This window comes from Pseudorhodobacter sp. (assembly GCF_034675685.1).
Taxonomy (GTDB): Bacteria; Pseudomonadota; Alphaproteobacteria; order Rhodobacterales; family Rhodobacteraceae; genus Pseudorhodobacter.
The window spans coordinates 78,778-105,621 of record NZ_JAUCDA010000005.1 but is presented as its reverse complement, the minus strand read 5'-3'; the positions used below and the strand labels follow the sequence as shown (position 1 = coordinate 105,621).

Sequence of the window (26,844 nt, the reverse complement as noted above, 5' to 3'; positions counted from 1 at the left end):
AATTCATCTTTGGTTTCGCAATGAAACCGCAAGAAAATTTGGTCACCCCAAAACGGATTGCACGGCCCCGGATGCACAGTGATTTCAAGCTGTCGGGGCGCCAATGCCCCTTGACCGTGTGATCTGACGTGACCGTGTTTGCAGGCAACCGCTGAAAGCCAATCGCCTAGCCAATATCTTCGCCCCCTCAAAAACACGAGGCGCGAAGATATTGGCCCTTCATGTCAGAAACGCTCAACCGTTCAGCAGCGCCATTGCAGCCGCGTGCACGGCTGGGTTCGCGGCCGCAAGCACGCGCCCCCCCTGATGCGCAGAACCGCCTTGCCAATTGGTCACAATGCCGCCTGCAGCTTCAATGACAGCAATCGGGGCTTGCACGTCATAGGTTTGCAGCCCTGCCTCAATCACAAGATCAACCTGACCGGCAGCAAGCAGCGCATAGCCATAACAATCCATCCCATAGCGTACCAAGCGCAGCTTTGGCACCACCCGCTGAAAGGCGGCGCTTTCCTCGGGATTGCCCACTTCGGGAAAGGTGGAAAGCATAATCGCTTGCGACAATTCACGCGGCGCACGACACGCCAACGCCGTTACCCCCATCGGGCCAGTGACCGTGGCCCTGCCAAAGCCGCCCTCAAAGCGTTCTTGAATATACGGCTGATCAATGATGCCAAAGAGCGGGCCAGTTTCATCCGCGATGGAAATCAGCACCCCCCAGGTCGGCGTTCCCGACAGATAGCCACGCGTGCCGTCAATTGGATCAAGCACCCAATTCAGGCCCGAACTGCCTTGCGTCGGGCCGAATTCTTCTCCCAAAATGCCATCTTGCGGCCGGCGGCGGGCCAAAATATCGCGCATCGCCCGTTCAGAGGCGCGGTCGGCCTCCGTAACCGGGTCGAAATGCGTTGTCTCTTTGGTATCCGCCATCAGGCCGGGTTTGCGAAAATGCGCCAATGTGGCCACACGCGCGGCATCCGCCAACTCTGCTGCGGTTGCGCGGATGTCGGCAATTTCAGTTTCGGACAGCATCGTGGTTTCCCCCAAGAAAGAACCCACCCGCGCTACCTTTTTGCTGGCCCCCGGTCAACATAAACCGAACGAAAGGGCGTCAGGCCGCCTCACTGAGAACACGCGCAAGATCAAACAGGCGGCGGCGTTGGGCCTCGGGTATCGCATAGTAAGAGCGCACAAGCTCCAGTGCCTCTTTATCGGCCAACATATCCCCTTCAACACCACGGGGCACCTCACGCAGGTCATCAAGCCCTTCAAAGAAAAAGCTGATCGCAACGCCAAGGGCCTCGGCGATATTCCAGAGCCGCGAAGCAGACACCCGGTTCATTCCGGTTTCATATTTCTGAATTTGCTGAAACTTTATCCCGACCTGATCGGCAAGCTGTTGCTGCGTCATGCCAACCATCCAACGACGGTGGCGAATACGCTTGCCAACATGGCTATCTACTGGGTGCTTCATCAGGTACTCCATCAATTTTTTTACAGACGCTTACCCTTATACAAGCAAAAACCGTGCCAAACTGCACCTTCTCTGCTGCCTCGTGAAAATATAGATTTTAACGCGGACAAACCTGACCTTTTAGACAGGTCGTCATATCCTAAAAAACAGGCCTCTCTCCTGCCCGACCGGCTCTCCTAACGGATGCCCGAATTGGCTGCCACTCGCCATTAGCGGGTTTCCCATTTTGCAATGCATTTTGCAACGATTTTTCAGAGTTACTTGCAAAATGCAAAAATCTGAGCCTATGGCAATGAGCGCCAAAACATCCTATTTTCGCGAAAAGTTCAATAAAAGGACAGTATCCGATGCACGCCTTCCGACTTGAAACAATTGGCGATGCGCCTCGCTTGTGCACCATCGACCGGCCGGTTCCGGGAAATGATCAGGTGTTGTTGCGGATCATGGCCTGCGGGTTGAACTTTGCCGACCTGCTGATGATCCGCGGCCAATACCAAGAGCGCCCCGCCCTGCCCTGTACGCTTGGAATGGAATTGGCGGGTGTGGTCGAGGCGGTAGGCCCAGGGGTTGACAGGATCGCTTGCGGCGACCGCGTTGCGGTGTTTGCGGGCCAAGGTGGCCTGGCAGAATGGGGTTGCTTTGATGCCAGCGCGTGTACCCGTATCCCCGACACGATGCGCTTTGAAGAAGCGGCAGCCTTTCAGGTTGCCTATGGCACCAGCCATCTTGCGCTGGACCATCGGGCGCGACTGCAACCGCAAGAAACGCTTTTGGTCATGGGCGCGGCAGGTGGCGTGGGGTTGACAGCGGTGGAAATTGGCAAACGCATGGGCGCCCGTGTTATTGCGACCGCACGCGGCAGCGAAAAGCTGCGTATTGCACAGGCAGCAGGCGCAGATCACACGATAGACAGCGATGCCCCCGCACTGCGAGAAACGCTCAGATCACTGGGCGGTGTTGATGTGGTCTATGACGCCGTCGGTGGCCCGGCGTTTTTTGAGGCGATGCGCGCCACCAACCCCGAGGGCAGACTTATCCCGATCGGTTTTGCCGGCGGGGATGTGCCGCAAATTCCGGCCAATCACCTGCTGGTAAAGAATCTGAGCGTGATCGGGCTGTATTGGGGCGGCTATTTGAAGTTTGCGCCTGAAACCCTGGCCCGCAGCATGGCAATTCTGTTTGACTGGTACACGGGCGGCGGATTGCACCCACATGTCAGCCATATCTTCCCGCTCGACCGCGCCCAAGAGGCGCTGGACCTGCTGCGCGACCGCAAATCCACCGGAAAAATTGTTGTGACCCCGCAGCACCTCTGAGTTTTACAACATAGGAATACCCGCAAACCGACATTTTCTTGCCGCGGTAGCGGGGGCTTACAGCCCCCCTTTGCCTGACGGCAAATTCCCCCCGTGGATATTTTTACCGAAAAGAAAGGGGGACTTGTGGCGCGGTGGCCGGTCTATGCAAGGTTGGGTATCGGTGACAATACCTGCCCTTTGCGCCCCGGCGCTGCGGCGGCTGTGTGGTGGCGTTGCGCAGGGTTCGGGGCGGGCGCGCGGTGCATGCGGTGGCGGCAGGGCTAGGGCACGCGCCGAACTGTGGCTGTCAGGAAGGGGATCTGTGATCTTTTGGAGGTCTGCCCCCTGGAATGCAGATAAGGGCAGCAATCGCCCCCCCCCCCGCCCCCCCCGCGGCACCTGGCACATAGCGCCAAGTGCCGCCACAGGCGGGGGTCACAGACAGAGCCGCCTTATTACACCGTTGAACCAAATACTGGACGCGGTGGGTGATCCGTCAATTACCTGCCGCCTCCATCTTGCGGTTGGCGATCGTTCGTTCGAGCCAGCCCAGTTCCATTTCAGGCACCGAAGACAACAGCAGATCCGTGTAATCATCATAAGGGGGTGACAGCACTTCGGTCTTGGAGCCATAACGCACCACGCGGCCCTGATACATGACGGCGATTTTATCGGCGATGGCGCGCACCGTGGCCAAATCATGCGTGATGAACAGATAGGCGACCTTTTCACGCTTTTGCAGGGCAAGCAGCAGTTTCAGAATGCCATCAGCGACCAACGGGTCCAGGGCGCTTGTGACCTCATCGCAAATGATCATCCTGGGTTTGGCGGCAAGGGCGCGGGCGATACAGACGCGCTGCTTTTGTCCGCCCGAAAGTTCGGCCGGATAGCGGTCAATAAAGCCTGTCCCCATCTCGATATCATCCAGAAGCTCTTGGACACGTTTCTTTTTCTCTTGCCCTTTCAAGCCGAAATAAAACTCCAAAGGCCGCCCGATGATGGTGCCTACCGTTTGCCGCGGGTTCATCGCGACATCGGCCATCTGATAAATCATTTGCACCTCGCGCAGATCTTCGCGGCTGCGTTTCTCAAAGTCAGCGGCCAAGGTGCGGCCGTTGAAGCGGATCTCGCCCTTTGACGGCGGCAAAAGGCCGGTAATCACCCGCGCCAGCGTCGATTTGCCGGACCCGGATTCGCCCACGATCGCAAGGGTTTGTGCCTCGGGCAGCGCGACAGTTACGTCCTTGAGCACGTCAAACGTCGTGCCGCGATAGCGCGCGGTGATGCCTTGTACCGACAACACGGGCGCACCGTCGGCTTTTTCCTTGTGCGTGACCGAACGCACGGAAACCAGCGCTTGGGTATAGGCCTCGATCGGGGTGTTGATGATATGGTCGGTGGTGCCATATTCCACCATATGGCCACCCTGCAACACCATGATGTGATCGGCGACCTGCGCCACCACGGCCAGATCATGGGTGATATACAACGCGGAAACGCCCGTATCGACAATCGCCTTTTTAATCGCCGCCAGAACCTCGATCTGGGTGGTGACATCCAGCGCGGTCGTGGGTTCGTCAAAGATCACCAGATCGGGCTTGGGGCACAGCGCCATCGCCGTCATCACCCGCTGCAACTGCCCGCCCGAAACCTGATGCGGATAGCGGTTGCCGATGGTTTCCGGTTTTGGCAGCCCAAGTTGGGCAAACAGGGATATGGCACGGGCCTCGGCCTCTTCCTTGCTCATCAGCTTGTGGTGCAGGGTCGCTTCTATCACCTGTTCCATCAGCTTTTTCGCAGGGTTAAAGGCCGCTGCGGCAGATTGGGCAACATAGGTCACCTCACGCCCCCGCAAGGCCCGCAACCCCGCAGGACCGGCTTGCAGAATATCGCGCCCGTTGACGAACACCTCACCTCCGGTAATTCGCACGCCGCCACGGCCATAGGCCATGGATGATAGCCCGATGGTGGATTTGCCCGCCCCGGATTCGCCGATCAGCCCCAGCACCTTGCCCTTGTCCACCGTAAAGGAAACGCCTTCGACGATGGTAATATCGCGCGGTGCCTCGCCCGGTGGATAGGCCGTGGCCTCGATCTTCAGGCCTTTGATCTCCAGCAACACGTTGCTCATCCCCGGCCCCCTTTCAGACTGGTGGTGCGGTTCAAAACCCAATCAGCCACCAGATTGACCGAGATCGCAAGGGTTGCAATTGCAAAGGCCGGGATCAGCGCTGCGGAAATGCCGTAGACGATGCCCTCTTTGTTCTCTTTCACGATGCCGCCCCAATCGGCCATGGGCGGCTGTACACCAAGACCAAGAAACGACAGGGTTGAGATGAACAGCACCGCAAAAATAAACCGCAGCCCCATTTCGGCGACCAAAGGCGACAGCGCATTGGGCAGGATTTCGCGGAAGATGATCCAGAGCTGCTTTTCCCCCCGCAGGCGCGCGGCCTCGACATAATCCATCACCGTAATGTCTACGGCCACGGCGCGGGACAGGCGGAACACCCGTGTACTGTCCAAAATTCCCATGATCAGGATCAGGACCGGCAGCGTGACAGGCATCACCGACAAGACCACCAAGGCGGAAATCAAGGACGGAATCGACATCATCAAATCAACCATGCGGCTGAGCGTCTGATCAACCCAGCCACCTTTGACGGCCGCAAAAAAGCCAAGCACAGACCCAAGACCAAACGAAATCAACGTAGCCATCGTGGCCACAAAAATCGTGGTCTGCCCGCCAAAAATCATACGCGACAGCAGGTCGCGCCCAATCGTGTCAGTGCCCAGCCAATGTGCGGCCGAGGCAGGCTCCCAACTGTCACCCACAACTTCTGCCACCCCGTAAGGCGCGATGAAATCGGCAAAGATCGCGATGAAAAAGTAAAGCCCGGTAAAGAACAGCCCGATCAGGGCCGCAACAGGAATGCGCATTAACGTGCCCCCTTCATTTCGGATGCCGCAAGCGCGGATTGGCAAGGATGGAAACGACATCGGCAACAAGGTTCAGCCCGATATAGACGGCGGCGAACACCAGGCCGCAGGCCTGCACCACCGGCACGTCGCGCTTGGCCACATGATCCACCAGATATTGCCCCATGCCGGGATAGACAAAGACCACCTCGACCACGACCACGCCCACCACCAGATAGGCAAGGTTCAGCATGACCACATTGACCACTGGCGCAATGGCATTGGGCAAGGCATGGCGCGCGATGATGGTGAACTTGCGCAACCCCTTCAATTCGGCGGTTTCGACATAGGCCGACTGCATCACGTTCAAGATCGCTGCGCGCGTCATCCGCATCATATGGCCCAGAACCACCAGCACCAAAACCAGAACCGGCAAGGCGATCGAATTCAGTTTTTCACCAAAGCTCATGCCATCATTGATGGCCGCCAGTGACGGAAACACCCGGAACTGCACCGACAGAAAAAACATCGCAATGTAGCCCAGCAGAAATTCCGGTACAGAAACCGTGGCCAGTGTGACCGTGGAAATCACCCGGTCCGGCCAGCGGCCCTGATAACGCACCGCAATCAGCCCCAGCAAAATCGCCAAAGGCACGGCGATAACGGCGGCACAAATTGCCAGAAACAGCGTGTTGCCAAGCCGCTTGCCCATAGAGCTTGCGATATCTTGACCATTGCTTAATGCCAGACCAAGATCACCCTGCATCGCATTGAAAAGCCATGAAAAGTAGCGCGATACGGCAGGTTCGTCCAAGCCCAGCTCGGCCCGTAAATTGGCAAGCGATTGCGGGGTGGCAGACTGGCCAAGGATAGATTGCGCCACATCACCCGGCAATATTTGTGTGCCGACAAAGATCAGCGCAGATGCCGCCAATAGCAGCAGCATGCCCAGCGCTAAACGCTGGGCAACAAGTTTTGCGACCGGATGCACCTTTAGGCCATCCAGCACTTGATGGCGGCTTGATCGTTCATCATGTCGCCATTGGGGTTGGCTACCCAACCGGCCACCTTGGCGTTATGTGCGTCAAGGAAGTCGTTGAACATCGGCAGCAGCAAGCCACCTTCGTCGCGCACGATATCCGCCATTTCGCGGTATTGGGCCTTGCGCTTGTCCTGGTCCAACTCGGCCCGCGCCTGCATCAACAATTCATCAAAGCGTGCGTTGTTGAATTTGGTATCGTTCCATTCCGCAGAAGAGATATAGGCCGTGGCATACATCTGGTCTTGTGTCGGGCGCCCGCCCCAATATGAGGCGCAGAACGGCTGCTTGTTCCACACTTCGGACCAGTAGCCATCATTCGGCTCTCGCTTCAGCTCCAGCGGGATACCGGCTTTTTGCGCCGTTTGCTGGAACAGGGACGCCGCATCCACAGCACCGGGGAACGCGGTATCGGCAACGCGCAGAATGATCGGGCTGCCGTCATGGCCGGACGCCTTGTAATGTTCTGCCGCTTTCTCCAGATCAAATTCGCGCTGCGGGATACTGTCATCAAACAGCGGATAGGCTGCGTTGACCGGAATGTCATTGCCGACCGAGCCAAACCCGCGCAGCACCTTGTCCACCATTTCCTGACGGTCCATCGCATATTTCAGCGCCAGCCGCAGATCGTTATTATCAAACGGTGCTGTATCAACATGCATGACAAACACATTCTGCCCGCGCCCTTGGGTCTGGCGCAGCGTTATGCCGGGTGCCTTGCCCAACAGGGCCGCGATTTTGGGATCAATCAGGTTGGCCATATCGACCTGCCCCGATTGCAGCGCCGAGGTTCGCGCCGTCACATCGTTGATGATCAAGATCTCGGTTGTGTCGAAATGGCCAAGGCCATCATCCCAATAATCCGCATAGCGTTCAAAGGTATGGCGCACACCGGGTTCATTGACGATGATCTTGTAGGGGCCCGACATGATGCCGCCCGCCGGATTGTCGATGCCGCCGCCCGGCTGAATCATCAGGTGACGATCGGCCATCAGATAGGGAAGGTCGGCGTTGGCATCTGTCAGGGTGATTTCGAACAAATCCCCTTCGGCACGCATCGACGCAATGCCCTTCATGATGCCCAGCGCACCCGAGGTCGCCTTTTCATCCGAATGGCGCTGCATGGTTTTCAGCACGTCATCTGCAGTCAGCTTGCTGCCATCATGGAAAGTGATTCCCTGACAAATCTTGAAGGACCATACTTTCGCATCCGGGCTCGCGCTCAGCTCTTCGGCAATCCGCATATCAAGACTGTTGTCAGGATGCACGCGCACCAAGGGTTCGCCGATATGCGCCATGACGTTATAGGGGGCCTGGCTTAGGGTCAGCGCCGGATCGAGACTGTTCGAGCTTTCCCCCCCGCCAAGACCCAGCTTCAGATGCCCGCCTTTTTTCGGTGTTGCATCCTGTGCAAAGGCCATGCGTGGCATCGCTGCCGCAGCCCCCAAGGCCGCAGCGCCGCCCATAAATCCGCGCCGCCCCATGCGGCCTGCGTCGATACGGTCGATCAGTTTTGCAAGATCGTCTTTCATTCGTTTCTCCCCTAGGATCAGCATTAGCTGTTTTTGTTGTCTGTGGCGTCAATAAAGCCGCTTAATGCTTTTCAGGCAACATTTACTTTCAGCTACAGCCCAAAATTTGCACCCGTTCCAACCACAAAAAACGCCGCAGTCAGACCAGTATATGTCGCGTTTAGACCAAAGCCTGCAAAATCGCAACCAAAGGCCCGACCATCACGGGGTTTCACGCAGAATCAGCCATCAAAGCCCAGTGAATCTTTTAATCAAAAACAAGAGCTTCTCCGTCGTGTGCGCGCAAAATGGCACGCGACATCTTTCACTTTGCGCATGCCGATTTCCTCGTTGCACAATGTACGGGCGTCTTGTGCAGCGGCAACAAGGTCGCAAAAAGAACAGACCGTCCCTGTCTTCCCAGACATCAAAGGCACAGAAAGCCGCGCGACGGCGCATCAAAAACGGGGGATGCCATGACCAAACCGAACATTCTGATCCTGATGGTTGACCAGTTGAACGGCACGCTGTTCCCCGATGGCCCTGCCAAGTGGCTGCACGCCCCAAATCTGGCGAAACTCGCGGCCCGCTCGGTACGGTTTGCCAACGGTTATACCGCCAGCCCGCTTTGCGCGCCCGGTCGTGCGTCTTTCATGTCGGGCCAACTGCCCTCGCGCACCCGCGTCTATGACAATGCAGCCGAATTTCAGTCTGATATCCCTTGCTTTACGCACCATCTGCGCCGTGCGGGCTATGAATGCACGCTGTCGGGCAAAATGCATTTTGTCGGCCCCGATCAGATGCACGGTTTTGAACAGCGCCTGACCACCGACATCTACCCCGCCGATTTCGGCTGGACCCCCGATTACCGCAAACCGGGGGAACGGATTGATTGGTGGTATCACAACCTCGGCTCGGTCACGGGTGCGGGCGTGGCCGAAATTACCAACCAATTGGAATATGACGATGATGTCGCCCATCAGGCCATACAAAAGCTTTATGATCTTTCGCGCGGGTCAGATCGCCCGTGGTGCCTGACAGTCAGCTTCACCCATCCGCATGACCCCTACGTCGCCCGCCGCAAATACTGGGATCTCTATAATGATTGCGCCCATCTGGATGCGCCCGACGCCATCCCCTATGCCGACCAGGACCCCCATTCAAAGCGCCTGATCGACGCATGCGACAGCGACAAGTTTGATATTACCGCTGACCATATCCGCCGCGCCCGTCAGGGGTACTTCGCCAACATCTCTTACATTGACGACAAAATCGGCGAGATTCTTCAAACGCTGGAGGACACGCGGCAAGAAGCTATCATCGTCTTTGTTTCGGACCATGGCGATATGCTGGGTGACCGCGGCCTCTGGTTCAAAATGAACTTCTTTGAAGGCTCGGCGCGCGTGCCCCTGATGATCGCAGCAAAGGGGCTGGCACCATATCTGGAATCTGCCCCTGTTTCTACCATCGACGTCACGCCAACGCTGTGCGATCTGGCCGGGATTGATATGTCCGAGGTGATGCCGTGGACTGATGGTCTCTCGCTTCTTCCCCTTGCCAGGGGCGAGGGGCGCACCGCCCCCGTCGCCCTCGAATATGCCGCCGAGGGGTCGATCAGCCCTTTGGTCATGCTGCGCTATGGCAAGTGGAAATACACCCGCTGCCTTGCCGACCCCGATCAGTTGTTCGACCTGGAGTCGGACCCACAGGAACGCCAAAACCTTGCCACCGATCCGGCCCATGCCGCTACCCTGTCATCGCTTCGCGCCAAATCCCAGGCACGCTGGGATCTGCATGCCTTTGACGCGCAGGTCAGGGAAAGCCAGGCGCGCCGTTGGGTGGTCTATGAGGCGCTACGACAGGGCGGGTATTACCCGTGGGATTTTCAACCGCTGCAAAAAGCCTCGGAACGCTATATGCGCAACCACATGGACCTGAACACGCTTGAGGAAAGCAAACGGTTTCCGCGCGGGGAATAAACACCAAGCCAATCACAGCCCCGCGGCCTGCCCTACCCCTGCCCATCCGCCAAAATCACCTCCGCGCCCTTCCATCCCATCAAGATGGCCGGCGCGTTGGTATTGCCCGCGATCAGGTTCGGAAAGGCCGAGGCATCGCAAACCCGCAGACCCAAGACCCCTTTCACCGCCAGTCTGGTATTCACCACATCCCCCATCCGGCAGGTGCAAGAAGGGTGATAGACCGTGCCCGAGCGCGCCCTGAAATCAGCGATCAAATCGGCATCCGAGGTCACCTCGGGTCCCGGCCGCAATTCCTCGGCGATCACCTGTGCCATCGGTCCCTGCGCCGCGATTTTGCGAATGAACTTTACGGCCGCCAGCATCTCTGCAACGTCTTGATCGGTCGAATAGGCATTCCCCACGATCTGCGGCGGCGCAAACGGGTCACTGGATCGGACTTTCAGCCAGCCGCGTGACGTTGGACGGCAATTCGACAGGCCAATCGACAGGCCCGAAAACGGGTCCGGCGTCAGCAAGGGCCTCTCGCCCAGACGGGGCACAAGAGTAGAAAACGCCTGCATATACAGCTGCATATTCGGGCGGGTCATCTCGGGCGATGTGCGAAAAAAACCGCCCGCGTGGTTGATGCTTTTGGACAGCACCCCGCGCCCGGTCAAAAGATATTGCAATCCCACCCGCAGCTTGCCCCACCACGGGCGCAAAATGTCGTTATAGGTCGGCACCCGCATCCGGTAAGTATAATTCAACCCCTGATGGTCGTTCAGGTTGCCGCCGACATGGGGGTTATCCACCAGCACAGGTACGCCAAGCCCCGCCAAATGCGCCCCCGGCCCGATGCCCGAAAGCTGCAACAGCTGCGGCGAATTGATCGCACCACCGGCCAAGATCACCTCATGCGCGCGGATAACCACCCGCGCCCCGCCCTGCGCCACTTCAACCCCCACGGCCCGCTTACCTTCGAACAGCACGCGCGTCACCTGCGTATGCGTGCGAACCCTTAGATTCGGGCGCTGCATCGCGGGCCGCAAGAACGCCCGCGCGGCAGAGTTGCGCCGCCCACCTTTGATGGTCATTTGGTAAACCCCGGCCCCCTCTTGGCACGCGCCATTGAAATCGGCGGTCTCGGGCAGGCCAGCCGCTGCACAGGCTGCCAAATAATTGCGCACCAAAGGATGCAAACCATCGGTATTGGCAGAAATGAACAATGGCCCGCCCTGCCCGCGCCACGCATCGGCCCCTGCCTCGTTATCCTCAAGCGCGCGGTAGGCGGCCAACGCGCTGTCCCAGCCCCAATCGGGGCCACCGATCGCGCCCCACTCCTCATAATCGGCGCGCTGGCCCCTGACCCACACCATCGCATTGATGGCGGATGATCCCCCCAAAAGCTTGCCACGCGGCCAGTAATCACAATTGCCGCCAAGGCCGGGGTCTGCATCGGTTTCATAGGCCCAGTTCAGGGCCTTGTTGTAAAACAGCTTGCCATAACCAAGCGGCATTTGAACAAAGAACCGGCGATCTGTGCCCCCGGCCTCCAGCACCAGAACCCTGTGCTTGCCATTGGCACTTAACCGCTCGGCCAAAACTGACCCGGCAGAGCCCGCGCCAACGATCAAATAGTCAATCTCTGCCATGCCTCACCCCATTTGCTGCGGCCAGCCTAGCAGCATCGGCGCGCGGCCCCTTACCCCATGCCGACGAAACATGTCGAGTTTCGCCTAACCCCCGATTTCATAGGCCGCTGCATAGGTCACAGGGAAATTCACCGAACGCGCAATGAAGCAAACCTGATGGATGCGGTGATGAATGGCCTCGGCCTCTGCCAGATCGGCGCCCAACGCGAGTCCGATCACCGGGCGCAATTGTGCCGAGACAAACCGACCTGCGCCGCCCTTGCCAACCTCGGCCACAGCCACGGGCGTATCGTTGTACCGGGTCACGATAAGGCCCGCCTCGGACGCGTAATGCAGATACCACAGCATATGACAGGCCGAGAGCGCCGAGAGCAGCAAATCTTCGGGGTTCATCTTGCCCGGATCACCGCCCAACAGCGGATCATTGGAACAATGGACCACAGGCTTGCCCGGAACCGCAATATCCCAGGTCCGGGCATAGGCCGTGTAATGCGCTGTCCCCGCGCCGGTGTTGCCGGTCCAAACCACGCGGCTGGTGTATTCATGCACGGGCGGCCCCCTTTGTCTTGGTCAAAATGCCTAATTGCCGCTGGCCGCAAGGCACCCGGTCAGGGTGTTAGCGGCCCTTCCAGACCGGATCACGCTTCTCGGTAAAGGCCCGCGCGCCTTCCAATTGATCGTCCGAGGAATAAAGCCGGTCTACCGTTACAAACTGCCGCTTGGTGATCCGGTTCAACGCATCCTGAAAGCGCATATCCTCGGCCTCGCGCACGACTTCCTTGATCGCGGCATAGACCAGCGGCGGCCCGGATTCGAGCAGTCGCGCCAAGTCCCATGCTTTTTCCAACAATGTCTCGGGCGTACAAATCTCTTTGATCAATCCCCAGCGCTGCGCTTCTTCGGCATCAAACCACCGCCCGGTCAACAGCAAGTCCATCGCGACATGATAAGGAATGCGCTTGGGCAGCTTGATAGAGGCTGCATCCGCAACGGTGCCAGACCGGATTTCCGGCAGCGCAAACGTCGCGGTATCCGAACACAAGATCAGATCACAAGACAAGGCCAGTTCCAGCCCGCCGCCGCAGCAAATGCCATTCACCGCAGCAATCACGGGTTTGTTGAGGTTTGGCAGCTCTTGCAACCCGCCAAAACCGCCAACGCCGTAATCCCCATCCACCGCATCGCCGCCCGCTGCGGCCTTCAGATCCCAACCGGGGCAAAAGAACTTCTCGCCCGCCGCCCGCAGAATACACACCCGCAACGCGTCATCATCGCGAAACTCGCGGAATACTTCGCCCATCAATCGGCTGGTCACCAGATCAATCGCATTGGCCTTGCCGCGCGCCAAGGTCACCTCCAGCACCGCGCCCTCTACCCGCGTCAGGATCGGGCCTTCGTTTCGCATCTGCATCATGTCTCATCCTTCCAAATCACCGCATCCGCCGCAATGGCCCCGGATTGGCGGGCCATCAACGGATTGATCTCTATTTCCTCAAGGCTGGCATCTTGCATCAGCCCTTGCAAGCGCATCGCCACATCCAGCACCGCATCCACATCCGCACGCGGGCGGCCACGATACCCATCAAGCAGGGGCCACAACCGCAAGCGGCGCAAACCGGCCGCGACCTCGGGGGCCGTAACCGGGCAAATCAGGGTCACCGTATCGGCCAACAGCTCTGCCGTCACGCCGCCAAAGCCAAGCGTCAGGGTGACTCCATAAATCGGATCGCGGCGAATACCGATCAACAGCTCGGCTACGACGCCGGTGACCATTTCCTCAGCCAGATAGCCTGTGGCCCCCGGCATCGGGGCCTGCCCATCCAGATCAGCCAGCCCCAGACGCACAGCGGCATTTTCAGACTTATGGGCAAAGCCCAACCCCTTCAACGCCAAGGGCGGTGTCAGCGATTGCGCCAAACCCGCCAATGCCCCCAGATCGCCGGCCGACACACCGCGCGGCACCGCAAGCCCGGCCTGCGCCAACAGCGCCTTGGCCGCGAACTCATCCATCAAGGCAGGGCGGGTTGGCTTGCGCGGCGGCAAGGGCCGCCACCCCGCCAGCCCCGGCGGCGTCTGCGCCGCGGTCAAGGCCCCAAGCGCGGTTTCCAACCCCATCAGCGGCACCGCCGCGCGCGCCATCATCGCAATCGCCAAATCCTCATCGAAATTTTCAGGTAGAGAGGCGACGGCAAAAGCGGGTTTGCCAGTGATCGCCGCCGCCGCCTCTATGGCTTGCAGGGCGGGCGCGAACGAAGACGGATCGCATAAATCAGGGCGCGGCGGGTCAATGATGAATATCCCGGCGTCATAGCCCGCCAGCATCGTGGCAAAAACATCCGTGGTGCGCGGACCGTCACCCCAGATGAACGTGTGATAATCCAGCGGATTCGAGATCGTGACAATCGGCCCCAGAATTTCCCCCAGCCGCGCATGCTGGTCCTGCGATGGCGCCGCGAAGTCAATCCCAAATGGCGCAGCCAGATCGGCCACCAACCCCGCCTCACCGCCGGAACAAGACAGCGAACACAGGCGTTGCCCAATCTGTGGCCCGTGAGTGTGAAATATCTTCAACGTCTCGACCAGTTCTGGCAAGGTTCTGACCTCGGCCACCCCGACCTGCTGCAAAAAGGCCGCAGATGCGGCGCCGCCCCCTGCCAAGGCGGCCGTATGCGACGCAGCGGCGGCACGCGATGCCTCGGTTTTACCCGATTTTATGCAGACAATGCCTTTGCCCGCCGCCCGTGCTGCCTCTGCCAAAGCGGCAAATTCCACGGCATCATCAATACCTTCGACATACAGGCCCAGGGCTGTAACCCGCTCATCCGCAAGTAAAGCCCCGGCCAGTTGCGCCAACCCCACCTGCGCCGCATTGCCCAGACAGGCGACATAGGCGATCGGCAATCCACGCGCTTGCATGGTCAGGTTGATCACAATGTTGGAAGATTGCGACAGCAAGGCAACGCCGCGCTGCACCCGCCGCCCGCCATGCTGATCAGGCCAGAGCAGGGCACCATCAAGATAATTGATCACGCCGTAACAATTCGGCCCAAGGATCGGCATCCGCCCCGCCGCCACAACCAGATCAGCTTGCAGGCCAGCCTCACCGGCTTCGGTCCAGCCCGAGGCAAAACACACCGCGCCACCGGCCCCCATTGCTGCCAGTTCTGCAACAACCTCCACAGTAGCATGGCGATTGACGCCGATGAACACCGCATCCGGGGCGCTTGGCAAATCCGCAAGGGTTGCGTAGGTGGCCAAGCCCCCGATCCTGGGTTTCTTTGGATGCACGGGCCAGACATCGCCTGAAAACCCCATCTTATGGCATTGCGCCACAACGTTTTCGGCCCAGACAGACCCCAGAACAGCGATGGATTTCGGCCGCAAAAGGCGTGACAGGTCTAACATGCGCCAGCCCCATTCCTGACCCGCGCGCCGGGGCGCTGCCAACATGCCGCCGCTACCCTGAACCAAAAGCAAACCCGAGATATTTCCGAACCGAACAGGTAAGGGCCAGCACCCTTCCCCACAGTGCAGGACAAGGCGCCTTTTCCTGTTACGGCCATCGGCATTTCTGCCTGTACCGTGCATTTGATTTGCCGCAACACAGTTAACACTCCGTTACTTTTTCTGTTTGAAAATATCCTCAGATCGGTGCATTTTTTTCTGAAAATGGCACCTTTGCTGCATTGGCCTTCCGGCCAGGCGGGGGCCAGAATGGCCCCCTGCCCAACCCTACCCGCCATGCGCCCGCAAAAGTTGGCGGCTGATGATGTGGCGCTGAATCTCGGAGGTGCCTTCCCAAATCCGCTCAACCCGTGCATCGCGCCAGATGCGCTCCAACGGCAGGTCATCCATCAACCCCATCCCGCCGTGAATCTGGATCGCCTCATCCGCGATCATCGCAAGCACCTCGGTGGCTTTCAGTTTCGCCATCGACATATCCGCTTCGGTCACGCTTCCTTCGTCAAACCGCCAGGCGGCCTCCCAGGTCAGCAATTCCGCAGCTTTCAGTTCCATCGCCATATCGGCCAGTTTAAAGCTGACCCCTTGGAATTTACCGATCTTCTGCCCAAACTGCTCGCGCTCGGCGGCATATTGCACCGAATGGCCCAAGGCCCGGTCGGCACGGCCAAGCGATGTGGCCGCGACTTGTAGACGGGTAGCGCCCAGCCAGGTATTCGCGACCTCAAACCCTTTATGCACCTCGCCCAGAACTTGCGAGGCCGGCAGGCGGCAATTGTCAAAGTCAAGAATTGCGTTGGTGTAACCACGGTGTGAGACGTTGCGATAGCCATCGCGCACGGTGAATCCCGGTGTGCCCTTATCAACAAAAAACGCAGTGATCAGGCGCTTGGGGCCGCGTGGTGTGTCTTCTTCGCCGCTGGCCATGAAGACGATGGCGAAATCGGCGATGTCGGCGTGGCTGATGAAATGTTTGGTGCCGTTCAGCACCCAATCATCGCCATCTTGCCGCGCCGAGGCTTTCATCCCCCGCAGGTCTGACCCCGCGCCGGGCTCTGTCATCGCCAGACAATCCCATTTTTCGCCGCGAATACAAGGGTGCAGGTATTTTTCGCGCTGCTCTTGCGTACCCGCCAGCAAGATATTCGATGGCCGCGCCACACAGGTCCAGTGCAGCGCGTAATTGGCCCGCCCCAGTTCGCGCTCATACAGCAACCATGACAGCGTATCCAGGCCCGCGCCGCCCACATCTTCGGGCATGTTGGCGGCATAAAGCCCCGCCGCGATGGCCTTGGCCTGCACCTCGCGGATGATCTCCATCGGCAAATGGCCGGTGCGTTCCACCAGCGCCTCATGCGGGTAAAGCTCTGCTTCCACAAAGGCGCGGGTGGTGTCCACGATCATCCGCTGCTCATCGGTCATTCCAAAATGCATGGGTTTATTTCCTTTGTCCGACGGCGCGGCCTGCGGCAACCGGGCGCGGCAAATCGGCATGGGCGGCAGCGATCGGCAGCAAGCGGTCAAGGATTGCTTGTGGCGCCGTACAGGTGCGCCCCGCCTTCATATCCACATGCAGCAGCATCTGCTCAATCGTCGCCACATCCTGCCCATCCTTTTGGATGGAAATGAACACATGCAGCCGCTTTTCATCCGCCGCCAGCACTTGCAGCGCGCCGGTCAACTGGTCGCCCAGCTTTGCCTCACCCTTGTGCATGATATGCGACTCTGCGGTGTAATAGCTGAACCCGGTCGCCACATACTCCATATCCGCGCCGATGAAGCGCAGAAATGCATCCGTGGTTTCCGATGAGGCAAACAGATAGCGGCTTTCGGTCATATGGCCGTTATAGTCGATCCAGGACGGCAAAACCTGCATCCGCGCCATGACCATGGGCGCGCCCGATGGCGGCGCTGCAACATAGGCCAGCCGGCGGCGCGCGTCATGTTCGCGCAGCACTTTGCCCGCGCCCCAGTCACGGTCCTTCAGCGCGCGCAAAAAGCCGACAAGGTTGCTGTCGCGGATGCGTTCCAGCTCTCGGATCGTGTGGTGGCCGGATTGTGCGTCGGATTGCCCGGCGATCAGGTCGACCAATTCCTCGGTAAACTCGGGCACGTCGGTCAGCTTGGTCCAGGGCCATTGCAGGCAGGGGCCAAACTGCTCCATAAAATGCTTCATCCCGGCCTCGCCGCCCGCCACGCGGTAGGTTTCAAACAGCCCCATCTGGCCCCAGCGCAGGCCAAAACCCATGCGAATGGCCTCGTCAATTTCTTCGGTGGTGGCAATCCCATCCTTGACCAGCCACAGCGCCTCACGCCAGACCGCCTCAAGGAAACGGTCCGCGATATGCGCATCAATTTCCTTGCGCACATGCAAGGGGAACATGCCGATTTCGCGCAAAATCTCTTTGGCGCGTTCAATCGCGGCCGGGTCGGATGCAGGCGACGGAACAACCTCGGCCAGGGGCAGCAGGTAAACCGGATTGAACGGATGGGCGACAAAAATCATCGCCGGATTTGCAGCGTTTTGTTGCAATTCTGAAGGTTTAAAGCCGGAAGTTGACGAACCGATCAGGGTATCAGGGCAAGATTGTTGGATTTGTGCAAAAACGCGGTGTTTCAACTCCAACCGTTCCGACACGGATTCCTGAATATACTCTGCCCCTTCGACCGCCTCGGTCAGGCTGTCGGCCATGGTCAACACACCCTCTGCCCCCTGAGGAATATCTGACAGCGCCGGCAAAGCCGCCCGCGCATTGGCCAGAACCTCGCCGATTTTGCGTGCCGCTTCCGGGTCCGGGTCAAACACGGAAACGTTCCAGCCGTTCAGCAAGAACCGTGCCGCCCAACCGCCGCCAATAACCCCACCACCAATAATCGCTGCCTTGCGTGCCATCTGCTCTTTCCCTTGTCTATATGTTTGCCGCGCGAAAGCCCGTCACTTCGGCAAAGGCGCCCGTTTTTCCAGCTTCAGCCGCGTGCGCACTTCGGCAGGGGTGATCACCCGTGCGCCCATGCCCTCAATAATCCCGACGGCGCGCTCCACCAGTTGCGCATTGGTCGCCAGAACGCCCTTGTCCAGCCACAGGTTATCTTCCAACCCAACCCGCACGTTGCCGCCCGCCAATACCGATGCCGCGACATAGGCCATCTGGTTGCGGCCAATGGAAAACGCCGACCAATGCCAGCTTTCCGGCACATTATTCACCATCGCCAGAAACGTGTTCAGATCATCCGGTGCGCCCCATGGCACGCCCATACACAGCTGCACCAACACCGGATCAGGGATGATCCCCTCTTTCGCCAGTTCCTTGGCAAGCCACAGGTGCCCGGTATCAAAGGCCTCAATCTCTATCCGCACGCCGCTGGCCACCATCCGCTTGGCCATATCGCGCAGCATGCCCGGCGTGTTGACCATCACATAATCGGCCTCGTTGAAGTTCATCGTGCCGCAATCGAGCGTGCAAATCTCGGGGCGGCATTCGACCACATGCGCCACACGTTCTTCGGCCCCGGCCATGTCGGAATTACCCGCCATCTGGTTCATTTTCTCGGTGCCATCAAACAGCAAATCGCCGCCCATCCCGGCGGTCAGGTTCAACACAACATCGGTGTCGCTGTCGCGGATACGCTCGGTCACTTCGCGGTACAGCTTGGGGTCACGGCTGGGTTTGCCGGTTTCCGGGTCGCGCACATGGCAATGCACCACCGCCGCCCCGGCCTTTGCCGCCGCAATCGCGCTTTCGGCAATTTGCTGGGGCGAGCGTGGCACATGCGGGCTGCGATCTTGCGTGCCGCCCGATCCGGTCACGGCACAGGTGATAAAGACATCGCGGTTCATTTGCAGCGGCATGGGTGATTCCTCCTGAATTTTGGGCAGCTTAACGGGCTTGGCAAAGCCTGTTTTGCAATTTACGAAGGATGCATGTCAAAAGCCGCAACAATTTTCGCCCCTTCCCCTTTTCCGCTGACTCTCGCGGTGCTGGTGCTGCCGCAGGCCTCAATCCTGGAGGTGGCAAGCACGCTTGACCCGATGCGCTCGGCCAATCGACACCTCGGCACACAAGCCTATCGTTGGCGGGTGCTGTCACCGGATGGCGGGCCAGTGCCGTTGACCTGCGGAATCGAACTGCCGGCATCGGGCACGCTGGAACAGGCGGCGGGGGCTGATGTATTGGTGGTGATCGCTGGCTTCAAACAGGCCGAGGTGGCAACGCGCCCGCTGATCGCCGCCCTGCGCCGCGCCGCGCCGCGTTTTTCTGCCATTGGGGCGATTGATGCGGGCCCTTGGGTGCTGGCCCGCGCGGGCCTGCTGAACGGTTACCGCGCCACCGTGCATTGGGAGGATTTTGAGGATCTCGCCGCCGCCCACCCAGAAATCACCGTCGCCCCTGACCGTTTCGTGATTGACCGCAACCGCTTTACCGCCGGCGGTGCCGCCCCCGCCGCCGATTTGATGTTGCACCTGATTGCCCAGCGCCAGGGGCCTGCCCTCGCCCGTCAGGTTGCTGCCAGCTTTCTGACCAGCCAACGCGACGGTTCCGAACCGCAAATGCAGGCCAACCGCCCCCGGTTGGACCCGCGCATCGCCGGGGCTATTGCACGGATGGAACAGCGGCTCGACGCCCCTGAATCAATGGCAACCCTGGCCCGAAACCTCGGCCTGTCGCCCCGCCGCCTGGAAATGCTGTTTCGCGAAACGCTGAACCAAAGCCCGGCCGCCTACGCGCTTGGCCTCCGCCTTGCCGCTGCCCGCCGCTTGATTACAGACACGCATCATTCGCTGGCTGAAGTCGCGCTGCGGACCGGCTTTTCCAGCCAGTCAACCCTCAGCCGCGCGTTTCAACGCCAATTCGGCCAGTCGCCATCAGAGTTGCGCAAGCGCCACTGAATCCTTGCGAATTTTCGACGAAAATTCTGATTTTTCGTCGAAAAATCGAAATCACGCAACATCCAGCAAGCCACGCCCTTTCAGCAACGGTTCCACCCCCGGCATGCGTCCGCGGAACTGCAAATAAAGCGCCTCGGCGTCCTGCGACCCGCCTGCAGACAAGATGTATTTTTCCAATCTTGCAGCAAGCACAGGGTCAAATACATCGCCCGTCTCCTCAAACGCGGCAAACGCGTCAGCGTCCATCACTTCGGACCACATGTAGGAATAGTAACCCGAGGAATATCCATCGCCAGAAAACACATGCGCAAAATGCGGTGTTGCATGGCGCATCCGAATGGCGGGCGGCAGGCCAATCTCGGCCAAGATCTCGGCCTGTTTCGCCATCGGATCGGCGGGGGCTGCACCCTCATGGAACGCCAAGTCCACCAAAGCACTTGCCAAAAACTCGACCGTGGCAAATCCCTGATCATAGGTCCCGGCCGCCAGAAACCGTTTCAACAGATCGGCAGGCATTGCCTCCCCCGTCACCACATGGCGGGCGTGTTTTTCAAGCACCTCCGGCACTTCCAGCCAATGTTCATAAAGCTGGCTTGGCAGTTCCACGAAATCCCGCGCAACGCTTGTGCCCGAAATAAACCCATAGGTCACATCCGACAGCATTTGATGCAGCGCATGGCCAAATTCATGGAACAGGGTTCGCGCATCATCATAGGACAGCAGCGCAGGCTCTCCCTTGGCAAAATTACACACATTCACCACAAGAGGCCGCACATCGCCGCCCAGCTTTTTCTGGCTGCGCATGGCCGAACACCATGCGCCCGAGCGTTTTGCCCCCCGCGCAAAGTAATCTCCGATGAATACGGCAATATGTTGCCCCCCGCGCGTCACCTCCCAGGCCCGCGCATCCGGGTGATACAAAGCCACATCCAGTCGCCTGAACTCCAACCCAAACAGGCGGTTGGCACAGTCAAAACAGGCCCCGATCATCGCCTCCAGCGAAAGATAGGGCTTCAAGATTGCCTCGTCCAGATCATGCTCCGCGCGGCGGCGTTTTTCGGAATAATAGCGCCAATCCCACGGCTCCAACGGGCCATTGATGCCCTCGGCCAGCATCATCGCCTCCAATATATCTGCATCCGCCTCAGCCTTTGCCTTTGCAGGCTGCCACACCCGCATCAGCAAATCCCTGACGGCGGCGGGCGTTTTCGCCATTTCCGGCTCCAGCTTGAAATCGGCAAAGCTGGCATAGCCCAGCAGCTTGGCGCGCTCGTCTCGCAGTGCCAAAATCTCGGCGGCAAGCGCGCGATTATCATAGGCATTGCCATTCTGGCCCCGCGACACCCAGGCCAGATAGGCCTTCTGCCGCAACTCTCGTCGTGGCGAAAATTGCAAAAATGGAACAATAAGCGAGCGGCTCAAGGTAATAACAGGCCCGGAAACTTCCTTTTCCAAACCAGCGGCCCGCGCACTCGCAATCACGAACTCTGGCAAGTCCTCCAGATCAGCTTCGGCCACTTGCAAAAACCACTCGCGCTCATCGGCAAGCAGATTTTGCGAAAATGCGGTTCCCAACACCGCCAGCCGGCCCTTGACTGCCGTCAAGCGGTTCGCAGCAGCACCGTCCAGTTGCGCCCCCGACCGAATGAACATCCGCCGATACAGGTCCAACACACGAAGCTGCTCGGCCCCCAGCCCCGCACGCGCCGCCCAAACCGCCTCAATCCTGGCAAACAGCGCCTTGTTATTGGTCACCTCCGATGAAAACGCGCTCAGCTTTGGGGCCAGATCACGCTGCAATGCCTCACGCACGGGCGTGCTATCGGCCCCGGCGAGGTTATAAAATACCCCCGCCACCCGGTCCAACGTGGTTTGTGCCAGCTCCATTGCCTCGATCACATTGGCGAAATCCGGCACGGCAGGGTTTTGTGCGATTGCGGCAATATTGGCGCGGGCTTCGGTCAGGCCAGCCTCAAAGGCGGGGGCAAAATCAGTGTCCTTGATGTCGGCAAAAGGCGGAAGAGCGAATTCAGCAGTCCATTCGGACAAGAGCGGGTTGGTCATGGGTGTCTCCTTTGTCGCGTAAACTAGGCAGGCAGCCGCCATTCGTCCAGAGCGGGCGGGCAGAGCGGGCGGGCAGAGCGAGCGGGCTGGCATGGTTGCACCGAATCGTCCCTGGCTGCGCGGCCCAATTGCAGGATTAGTGGCAAGATGCGCCCGGCCCCTTGCAGAATGTTCCACTTTCGTTCACAATTGGCCCCCAATAGATCAAAGATCGCCCATGCTCACTCCCGGCCAAAAGCTTGCACGTGGTACCTGTCGCCATCTCATCTCGCTTGGCTTTGCCTGCGTCGAAGAGCTGCTGCCAACATCTGGCCTGCGCGTCGATATCATGGCGCTTGGCCCAAGGGGAGAGATTTGGGTGGTGGAATGCAAATCCTCGCGCAGCGACTTTCAGACAGACCACAAATGGCAGGGGTATCTGGCATGGTGTGACAGGTTTTTCTGGGCGGTAGACACCGCCTTCCCTACCGAATTATTACCCGACAAGACCGGGCTGATCCTTGCCGATGATTATGATGCGCATTTGGTTCGAATGGCCCCGGAATCCAAACTTGCCGGGGCAAGACGCAAATCTGTCACGCAAATCTTTGCCCGCACGGCCGCCCAACGGCTGCAGGCCCTGCGTGATCCCGGCCCCGCCACGGTGCTGGGCCGAATGGCAAACCAAAGCGGTTTGCCTTGATCCTTGCCAGTCGCAGAATGTGCAAAGGCCCCCGGGCGCAAATCACCGCTTTTTCGGGCCTTTTCCCGTCCCCATGGCCCGTGCCTGCGCCGCTGCTGCCCGCAGCTCCTCGGCGATCTCTTCCGCCTCATCAGGGTCAAAGTCCAAGGGCAAATCCACACCTTCGCCCTCGACATAAATTCTGACCATCCCAAGGCTCGTCGGCCCGATTTGCAAATTGGCCGCCACGTCGCTTTGTTTGTCGATACCCATGCCGTAATTCCTTATCCAACCCGGTTTTTCCGGCATAAACTGAACCCGTGCGCCTGACAAGCATCGCAAAGGGTCTTGCATTCATCTGAAACCCGGTCTAAATCGCCACCAGTGCCGCGTTAGCTCAGTTGGTTAGAGCGCTTGATTGTGGATCAAGAGGTCCCCCGTTCGAGCCGGGGACGTGGTACCATCCCCCCAAATCTGGTTAGCGATTGCGCCAAGTCTTTTCGCTTTCGCTCACTCATAAACAGGCTTAGCATAAGGCTGATCATACTGGGGACCTGCCATGAAATACCTGTTCGCCTTCGGAATTTTGACCCTGCTTTGCGCCTGCGGTAACGGCGTGCCGCTGATTCCCCTTATCTAGACCCTTGGCCCCGGCGTAAGGGCTGGCTATGGTTCGGCGTCCCCTTTTGGAACCGGAATACCATGACCCCAGATCTCGCCAACCGTCTCAATCGTCTTATCGCCTTGGAAATCGGGGCAAATCCTGATCAGGTCAGCGCCGCTGTTGACCTTCTGGACGGGGGGGCGACCGTACCTTTCGTGGCACGATACCGCAAGGAAGTGACCGGCGGCCTTGATGACACCCAACTGCGCACCCTCGCAGAACGCCTGATCTATTTGCGAGAGCTTGAGACGCGACGGGCAGCGATTCTGTCCTCGATCAAGGAACAGGGCAAGCTGACAGAGGGCCTGAGCGCCGACATCACAAAAGCCGTGACCAAGGCCGAACTCGAAGATATTTACCTGCCCTACAAGCCCAAGCGCCGCACCCGCGCCATGATTGCCCGCGAACACGGGCTTGGCCCCTTGGCCGAGGGTATTCTGGCCGACCGCAGCGCTGATCCGCAGGCTTTGGCCGGGGCTTATCTGACTGCTGAGGTTCCCGATACCAAGGCGGCCCTTGAAGGCGCACGCGATATCATCGCCGAGGGGTTGGCCGAAAACGCAGCCCTTTTGGGCAAGCTGCGCGCACATATGAAAGCCGTGGGTCGGCTGGCCGCCACCGGCGTTGCGGGCAAAGAGGCAGAGGGCGCCAAATTTTCCGACTACTTCACCCATTCCGAACCCTGGCATTCCGCCCCCTCGCACCGGGTACTGGCCATGCTACGCGGTCGGAATGAAGGTTTTTTGACGCTTGATCTGGAAATTGATCCAGACGCGCCCCGCGGCCAATCGCCCTGCGAGGTCAGTTGCGGCGCGGCCCTGCAAGCAGGCAGCACCGCCAAGGGGGATGTCTGGTTGCGTGAGGTTGCAGCCTGGGCCTGGCGTATCAAGCTTAAAACCAGCCTGACCCTGGACCTGATGGGCGATCTGCGCGAGCGGGCCGAGACTGAGGCAATTCGTGTTTTTGCCCGCAACCTCAAGGACTTGCTATTGGCTGCTCCGGCGGGCGGCAAGGCCACGATGGGGCTTGACCCAGGGATCCGCACCGGGGTCAAGGTCTGTGTGATTGATGCCACGGGCAAACTGCTGGCAACCGATACCGTCTATCCGTTCCAGCCCAAGAACGACCTGCGCGGTGCGCAGATCACCATCGCGCAACTGATCGGCAAGCACGGCGTTGGGTTTATCGCCATCGGGAACGGTACTGCGTCCCGAGAAACCGAAAAAATGGTCGCGGATCTGCTGGCCGTCTTGCCCGCCACAGCCAACAAGCCCACCAAAGTTATCGTGTCCGAGGCCGGTGCTTCGATTTATTCCGCCTCGGAATTGGCCGCGAAGGAATTCCCTGACTTGGACGTATCAATCCGCGGCGCTGTTTCAATCGCCCGAAGATTGCAGGATCCGCTGGCTGAACTTGTCAAAATCGAACCTAAAGCGATCGGAGTCGGTCAATATCAACATGATGTCGATCAGCACCGTCTGGGGCGTTCGCTGGAAGCGGTTGTCGAGGACGCGGTGAATGCCGTGGGGGTGGATTTGAACACCGCCTCTGCCCCTTTGCTTGCGCGCGTATCGGGTGTTGGGCCCGGCTTGGCCGAGGCGATTGTCGCCCATCGTGACGCCAACGGCCCCTTTGCCAAACGGCGCGATTTGCTGAAAGTGGCACGGCTGGGGCCAAAAGCCTTTGAACAGGCCGCGGGCTTCTTGCGCATTTCTGGCGGAACCGAGCCGCTTGATGCGTCTTCCGTCCACCCCGAAGCCTATGAGGTGGCGCGCAAAATCGTCTCGGCCTGCGGGCGGGATCTGCGCGAGGTGATGGGCTCTTCCAAGCTGGCGCAGCTTGATCCGATGCAATTTGTCGATGATCGTTTCGGTCTGCCCACGGTCAAAGACATCCTGCTGGAACTGGAAAAGCCCGGCCGCGATCCGCGCCCGGAATTCAGAACTGCCAGCTTTGCCGAGGGCGTGGATGACATCAAAGACCTGAAACCCGGCATGATGCTGGAAGGCACCGTGACCAATGTCGCCGCCTTTGGCGCCTTTGTGGATATCGGCGTGCATCAGGACGGATTGGTTCATGTCAGCCAGCTTGCCGATAAATTTGTCAGCGACCCGCATGAGGTGGTAAAAGCCGGTGATGTGGTCAAGGTGCGGGTGGTTGAGGTGGATGTACCGCGCAAACGCATCGGCCTGACGATGAAGAAAGACAGCGGTGAGGCCCGCGAACAGGCGACCGAGCGCCGCAGCGCCGGCAAAGTGGCGCAAAAAGCACCGCCCAAACCGGCGCAAATGCAAAGCGCACCGAAATCAAGCGCCGGGGCCAACCCCTTTGCCGATGCGCTGCGCGGCAAATTCAGCAAGTGAAAAAAAGGCCCGGTCGCCTTTGACCGGGCCTTCCTCACGTCATTTCAATCAATTCGTCAGTAAATAGTAGCTGTTGCGCTTGCGGCCATTATTCGCGACCGACACGATGAAATAGCCGTTCCACGCAGGCACGAAGTCACAATAGAACTTGTCATAAACCCGCGCGGGGCAGCTAACCCGATTGCCGTTTTCATCGGTGACCAGCACCGACAGCGGCGCATCACCATCGCCGGAAACCCCAATCTCAGCATAGGAGTTACCGTAGAACGGGATTTTCCAGACATCAACCGCACCCGCAGGCAACCGGCTAAGCTCGCGCGAGGCGCCGCCAATACGGCCACGCGCGCCTTCGGCCTCCACATCCTCGATCAAGCCCAGCAGCGTTTCATCCCCTGCCGCAAATTCACGGGCCGAAGCCAGCATCATTGCGGCATCGGCTGGGGCATCGGCCACATCGTCCTCTGCGGTCACGCCTTCACCTGCCCTTTGTTCGCCCTCTCGCACGACATCTGTCATCTGCACACCGGCAGCAAGCTTGGCCGCTGTGAGCGCCAAAAGTGGGTCCTTGTTGGTCATGCCCAGCGCATAAAGCCCCTGCGCCATGTCGTATTGCGCCACACCACCCGGTACACCAGTCGCGGTTTCATCCATATTCACCCCGGATTTATCCTGCGCAAAAATCGGTGACGCCATGCCCACAAGGGCGGTGGAGGCAAGAATGGTGGTCAGAGACTTAAAGGTCATTGTTGCGATTCCTTCGGTTATATTGGCTGCACCCTCTACAGCCTTGCCTGATTATATTTGCACTGAATGGCGGGCATGAGAAGCCTGTTTGATATGACAAATTCCGTCATGCCCCATCGCGCACGCCAATCGCAGCCTTTGGTCACG

21 protein-coding genes and 1 tRNA gene are annotated in these 26,844 nt (G+C 59.2%); 6 read left to right on the top strand and 16 right to left on the bottom strand.

The genetic code is table 11. The annotated features are described in order from the left end of the window. Nucleotides 1-234: 234 nt before the first annotated feature. Nucleotides 235-1,029, bottom strand: coding sequence for an inositol monophosphatase family protein (locus VDP61_RS06465; protein WP_323006130.1), 795 nt, complete (start codon nt 1,027-1,029; stop codon nt 235-237). Nucleotides 1,030-1,108: 79 nt separating this feature from the next. Further along, on the bottom strand, nt 1,109-1,471 hold the full coding sequence (locus VDP61_RS06460) for a helix-turn-helix transcriptional regulator (protein WP_323006129.1): 363 nt from the start codon (nt 1,469-1,471) through the stop codon (nt 1,109-1,111). Nucleotides 1,472-1,818: 347 nt separating this feature from the next. Here VDP61_RS06460 and VDP61_RS06455 point away from each other — a divergent pair, with 347 nt between their 5' ends. After that, complete coding sequence (locus VDP61_RS06455; protein WP_323006128.1) at nt 1,819-2,787, top strand: NADPH:quinone oxidoreductase family protein; 969 nt, start codon at nt 1,819-1,821, stop codon at nt 2,785-2,787. 478 nt (nt 2,788-3,265) lie between these two features. Here the strand turns inward: VDP61_RS06455 and VDP61_RS06450 are convergent, their stop codons facing one another. From VDP61_RS06450 to VDP61_RS06435, 4 genes are read right to left on the bottom strand one after another with little or no spacing between them, the layout of a single operon-like run. Continuing rightward, nucleotides 3,266-4,900 (bottom strand): ABC transporter ATP-binding protein, encoded by a 1,635-nt coding sequence (locus tag VDP61_RS06450; protein WP_323006127.1) that lies wholly within the window; start codon nt 4,898-4,900, stop codon nt 3,266-3,268. Beyond that, on the bottom strand, nt 4,897-5,709 hold the full coding sequence (locus VDP61_RS06445; protein WP_323006126.1) for an ABC transporter permease: 813 nt from the start codon (nt 5,707-5,709) through the stop codon (nt 4,897-4,899). Before VDP61_RS06445 ends, VDP61_RS06450 begins: the two co-directional genes overlap by 4 nt. A gap of 13 nt (nt 5,710-5,722) precedes the next feature. Further along, complete coding sequence (locus VDP61_RS06440; protein ID WP_323006164.1) at nt 5,723-6,679, bottom strand: ABC transporter permease; 957 nt, start codon at nt 6,677-6,679, stop codon at nt 5,723-5,725. Between the two features lie 2 nt (nt 6,680-6,681). After that, a complete protein-coding gene (locus VDP61_RS06435) occupies nt 6,682-8,259 on the bottom strand; it encodes an ABC transporter substrate-binding protein (RefSeq protein WP_323006125.1) in 1,578 nt (525 codons plus the stop codon). 455 nt (nt 8,260-8,714) lie between these two features. On the opposite strand from VDP61_RS06435, the gene betC reads away from it, so the two are divergent. After that, nucleotides 8,715-10,217, top strand: a complete 1,503-nt coding sequence (gene betC, locus VDP61_RS06430) for a choline-sulfatase (protein WP_323006124.1) — start codon at nt 8,715-8,717, stop codon at nt 10,215-10,217. A gap of 32 nt (nt 10,218-10,249) precedes the next feature. Here the strand turns inward: betC and VDP61_RS06425 are convergent, their stop codons facing one another. The 7 genes from VDP61_RS06425 to VDP61_RS06395 all read right to left on the bottom strand — a co-directional run bounded on the left by VDP61_RS06425 (nt 10,250) and on the right by VDP61_RS06395 (nt 19,163). Beyond that, a complete protein-coding gene (locus VDP61_RS06425) occupies nt 10,250-11,851 on the bottom strand; it encodes a GMC family oxidoreductase (RefSeq protein WP_323006123.1) in 1,602 nt (533 codons plus the stop codon). Nucleotides 11,852-11,935: 84 nt separating this feature from the next. Continuing rightward, nucleotides 11,936-12,400 carry an OsmC family protein gene (locus tag VDP61_RS06420; protein ID WP_323006122.1) on the bottom strand — a complete coding sequence of 155 codons (465 nt, stop codon included), beginning with the start codon at nt 12,398-12,400 and terminating at the stop codon, nt 11,936-11,938. 67 nt (nt 12,401-12,467) lie between these two features. Beyond that, nucleotides 12,468-13,265 carry a carnitinyl-CoA dehydratase gene (locus tag VDP61_RS06415; RefSeq protein WP_323006121.1) on the bottom strand — a complete coding sequence of 266 codons (798 nt, stop codon included), beginning with the start codon at nt 13,263-13,265 and terminating at the stop codon, nt 12,468-12,470. Further along, on the bottom strand, nt 13,262-15,256 hold the full coding sequence (locus VDP61_RS06410; protein ID WP_323006120.1) for an acetate--CoA ligase family protein: 1,995 nt from the start codon (nt 15,254-15,256) through the stop codon (nt 13,262-13,264). The genes VDP61_RS06415 and VDP61_RS06410 overlap by 4 nt, the downstream gene beginning before the upstream one ends. A gap of 327 nt (nt 15,257-15,583) precedes the next feature. Continuing rightward, nucleotides 15,584-16,747, bottom strand: a complete 1,164-nt coding sequence (locus VDP61_RS06405) for an acyl-CoA dehydrogenase family protein (protein WP_323006119.1) — start codon at nt 16,745-16,747, stop codon at nt 15,584-15,586. A gap of 4 nt (nt 16,748-16,751) precedes the next feature. Next, entirely contained in the window at nt 16,752-18,206 is a 1,455-nt protein-coding gene (locus VDP61_RS06400; protein WP_323006118.1) for a carnitine 3-dehydrogenase, read from the bottom strand. Between the two features lie 42 nt (nt 18,207-18,248). After that, nucleotides 18,249-19,163 carry a 3-keto-5-aminohexanoate cleavage protein gene (locus VDP61_RS06395; RefSeq protein ID WP_323006117.1) on the bottom strand — a complete coding sequence of 305 codons (915 nt, stop codon included), beginning with the start codon at nt 19,161-19,163 and terminating at the stop codon, nt 18,249-18,251. Between the two features lie 72 nt (nt 19,164-19,235). Here VDP61_RS06395 and VDP61_RS06390 point away from each other — a divergent pair, with 72 nt between their 5' ends. After that, nucleotides 19,236-20,201, top strand: coding sequence for a GlxA family transcriptional regulator (locus VDP61_RS06390; RefSeq protein ID WP_323006116.1), 966 nt, complete (start codon nt 19,236-19,238; stop codon nt 20,199-20,201). A gap of 51 nt (nt 20,202-20,252) precedes the next feature. Here VDP61_RS06390 and VDP61_RS06385 read toward each other — a convergent pair whose 3' ends face one another. Beyond that, nucleotides 20,253-22,265, bottom strand: coding sequence for a M3 family metallopeptidase (locus VDP61_RS06385; RefSeq protein ID WP_323006115.1), 2,013 nt, complete (start codon nt 22,263-22,265; stop codon nt 20,253-20,255). 217 nt (nt 22,266-22,482) lie between these two features. Between VDP61_RS06385 and VDP61_RS06380 the strand changes: the two genes are divergently transcribed. Further along, nucleotides 22,483-22,947 (top strand): MmcB family DNA repair protein, encoded by a 465-nt coding sequence (locus VDP61_RS06380; RefSeq protein ID WP_323006114.1) that lies wholly within the window; start codon nt 22,483-22,485, stop codon nt 22,945-22,947. Nucleotides 22,948-22,989: 42 nt separating this feature from the next. On the opposite strand, the gene VDP61_RS06375 is transcribed toward VDP61_RS06380, so the two are convergent. Then, the gene (locus VDP61_RS06375; protein ID WP_323006113.1) at nt 22,990-23,199 is read right to left on the bottom strand and encodes a DUF6324 family protein; all 210 of its coding nucleotides are present in this window, start codon (nt 23,197-23,199) and stop codon (nt 22,990-22,992) included. 113 nt (nt 23,200-23,312) lie between these two features. Between VDP61_RS06375 and VDP61_RS06370 the strand changes: the two genes are divergently transcribed. Both VDP61_RS06370 and VDP61_RS06365 read left to right on the top strand, forming a co-directional pair. Next, nucleotides 23,313-23,389: transfer RNA gene (locus tag VDP61_RS06370), tRNA-His, on the top strand. A 239-nt stretch (nt 23,390-23,628) separates the two neighbouring features. After that, nucleotides 23,629-25,953, top strand: coding sequence for a Tex family protein (locus VDP61_RS06365; protein WP_323006112.1), 2,325 nt, complete (start codon nt 23,629-23,631; stop codon nt 25,951-25,953). A 48-nt stretch (nt 25,954-26,001) separates the two neighbouring features. On the opposite strand, the gene VDP61_RS06360 is transcribed toward VDP61_RS06365, so the two are convergent. Beyond that, nucleotides 26,002-26,697 (bottom strand): hypothetical protein, encoded by a 696-nt coding sequence (locus VDP61_RS06360; protein ID WP_323006111.1) that lies wholly within the window; start codon nt 26,695-26,697, stop codon nt 26,002-26,004. Between the last annotated feature and the right edge of the window lie 147 nt (nt 26,698-26,844).

Excerpts from the sequence above, each read along its gene's own strand:
- VDP61_RS06450 (WP_323006127.1), bottom strand. The coding sequence starts at position 4,900 with ATGAGCAACGTGTTGCTGGAGATCAAAGGCCTGAAGATCGAGGCCACG.
- VDP61_RS06415 (WP_323006121.1), bottom strand. The coding sequence starts at position 13,265 with ATGATGCAGATGCGAAACGAAGGCCCGATCCTGACGCGGGTAGAGGGC.
- betC (WP_323006124.1), top strand. The coding sequence starts at position 8,715 with ATGACCAAACCGAACATTCTGATCCTGATGGTTGACCAGTTGAACGGC.
- VDP61_RS06380 (WP_323006114.1), top strand. The coding sequence starts at position 22,483 with ATGCTCACTCCCGGCCAAAAGCTTGCACGTGGTACCTGTCGCCATCTC.
- VDP61_RS06405 (WP_323006119.1), bottom strand. The coding sequence starts at position 16,747 with ATGCATTTTGGAATGACCGATGAGCAGCGGATGATCGTGGACACCACC.
- VDP61_RS06465 (WP_323006130.1), bottom strand. The coding sequence starts at position 1,029 with ATGCTGTCCGAAACTGAAATTGCCGACATCCGCGCAACCGCAGCAGAG.
- VDP61_RS06390 (WP_323006116.1), top strand. The coding sequence starts at position 19,236 with ATGTCAAAAGCCGCAACAATTTTCGCCCCTTCCCCTTTTCCGCTGACT.
- VDP61_RS06360 (WP_323006111.1), bottom strand. The coding sequence starts at position 26,697 with ATGACCTTTAAGTCTCTGACCACCATTCTTGCCTCCACCGCCCTTGTG.
- VDP61_RS06455 (WP_323006128.1), top strand. The coding sequence starts at position 1,819 with ATGCACGCCTTCCGACTTGAAACAATTGGCGATGCGCCTCGCTTGTGC.
- VDP61_RS06460 (WP_323006129.1), bottom strand. The coding sequence starts at position 1,471 with ATGAAGCACCCAGTAGATAGCCATGTTGGCAAGCGTATTCGCCACCGT.
- VDP61_RS06435 (WP_323006125.1), bottom strand. The coding sequence starts at position 8,259 with ATGAAAGACGATCTTGCAAAACTGATCGACCGTATCGACGCAGGCCGC.
- VDP61_RS06375 (WP_323006113.1), bottom strand. The coding sequence starts at position 23,199 with ATGGGTATCGACAAACAAAGCGACGTGGCGGCCAATTTGCAAATCGGG.
- VDP61_RS06395 (WP_323006117.1), bottom strand. The coding sequence starts at position 19,163 with ATGCCGCTGCAAATGAACCGCGATGTCTTTATCACCTGTGCCGTGACC.
- VDP61_RS06425 (WP_323006123.1), bottom strand. The coding sequence starts at position 11,851 with ATGGCAGAGATTGACTATTTGATCGTTGGCGCGGGCTCTGCCGGGTCA.
- VDP61_RS06385 (WP_323006115.1), bottom strand. The coding sequence starts at position 22,265 with ATGACCAACCCGCTCTTGTCCGAATGGACTGCTGAATTCGCTCTTCCG.
- VDP61_RS06410 (WP_323006120.1), bottom strand. The coding sequence starts at position 15,256 with ATGTTAGACCTGTCACGCCTTTTGCGGCCGAAATCCATCGCTGTTCTG.
- VDP61_RS06445 (WP_323006126.1), bottom strand. The coding sequence starts at position 5,709 with ATGCGCATTCCTGTTGCGGCCCTGATCGGGCTGTTCTTTACCGGGCTT.
- VDP61_RS06365 (WP_323006112.1), top strand. The coding sequence starts at position 23,629 with ATGACCCCAGATCTCGCCAACCGTCTCAATCGTCTTATCGCCTTGGAA.
- VDP61_RS06400 (WP_323006118.1), bottom strand. The coding sequence starts at position 18,206 with ATGGCACGCAAGGCAGCGATTATTGGTGGTGGGGTTATTGGCGGCGGT.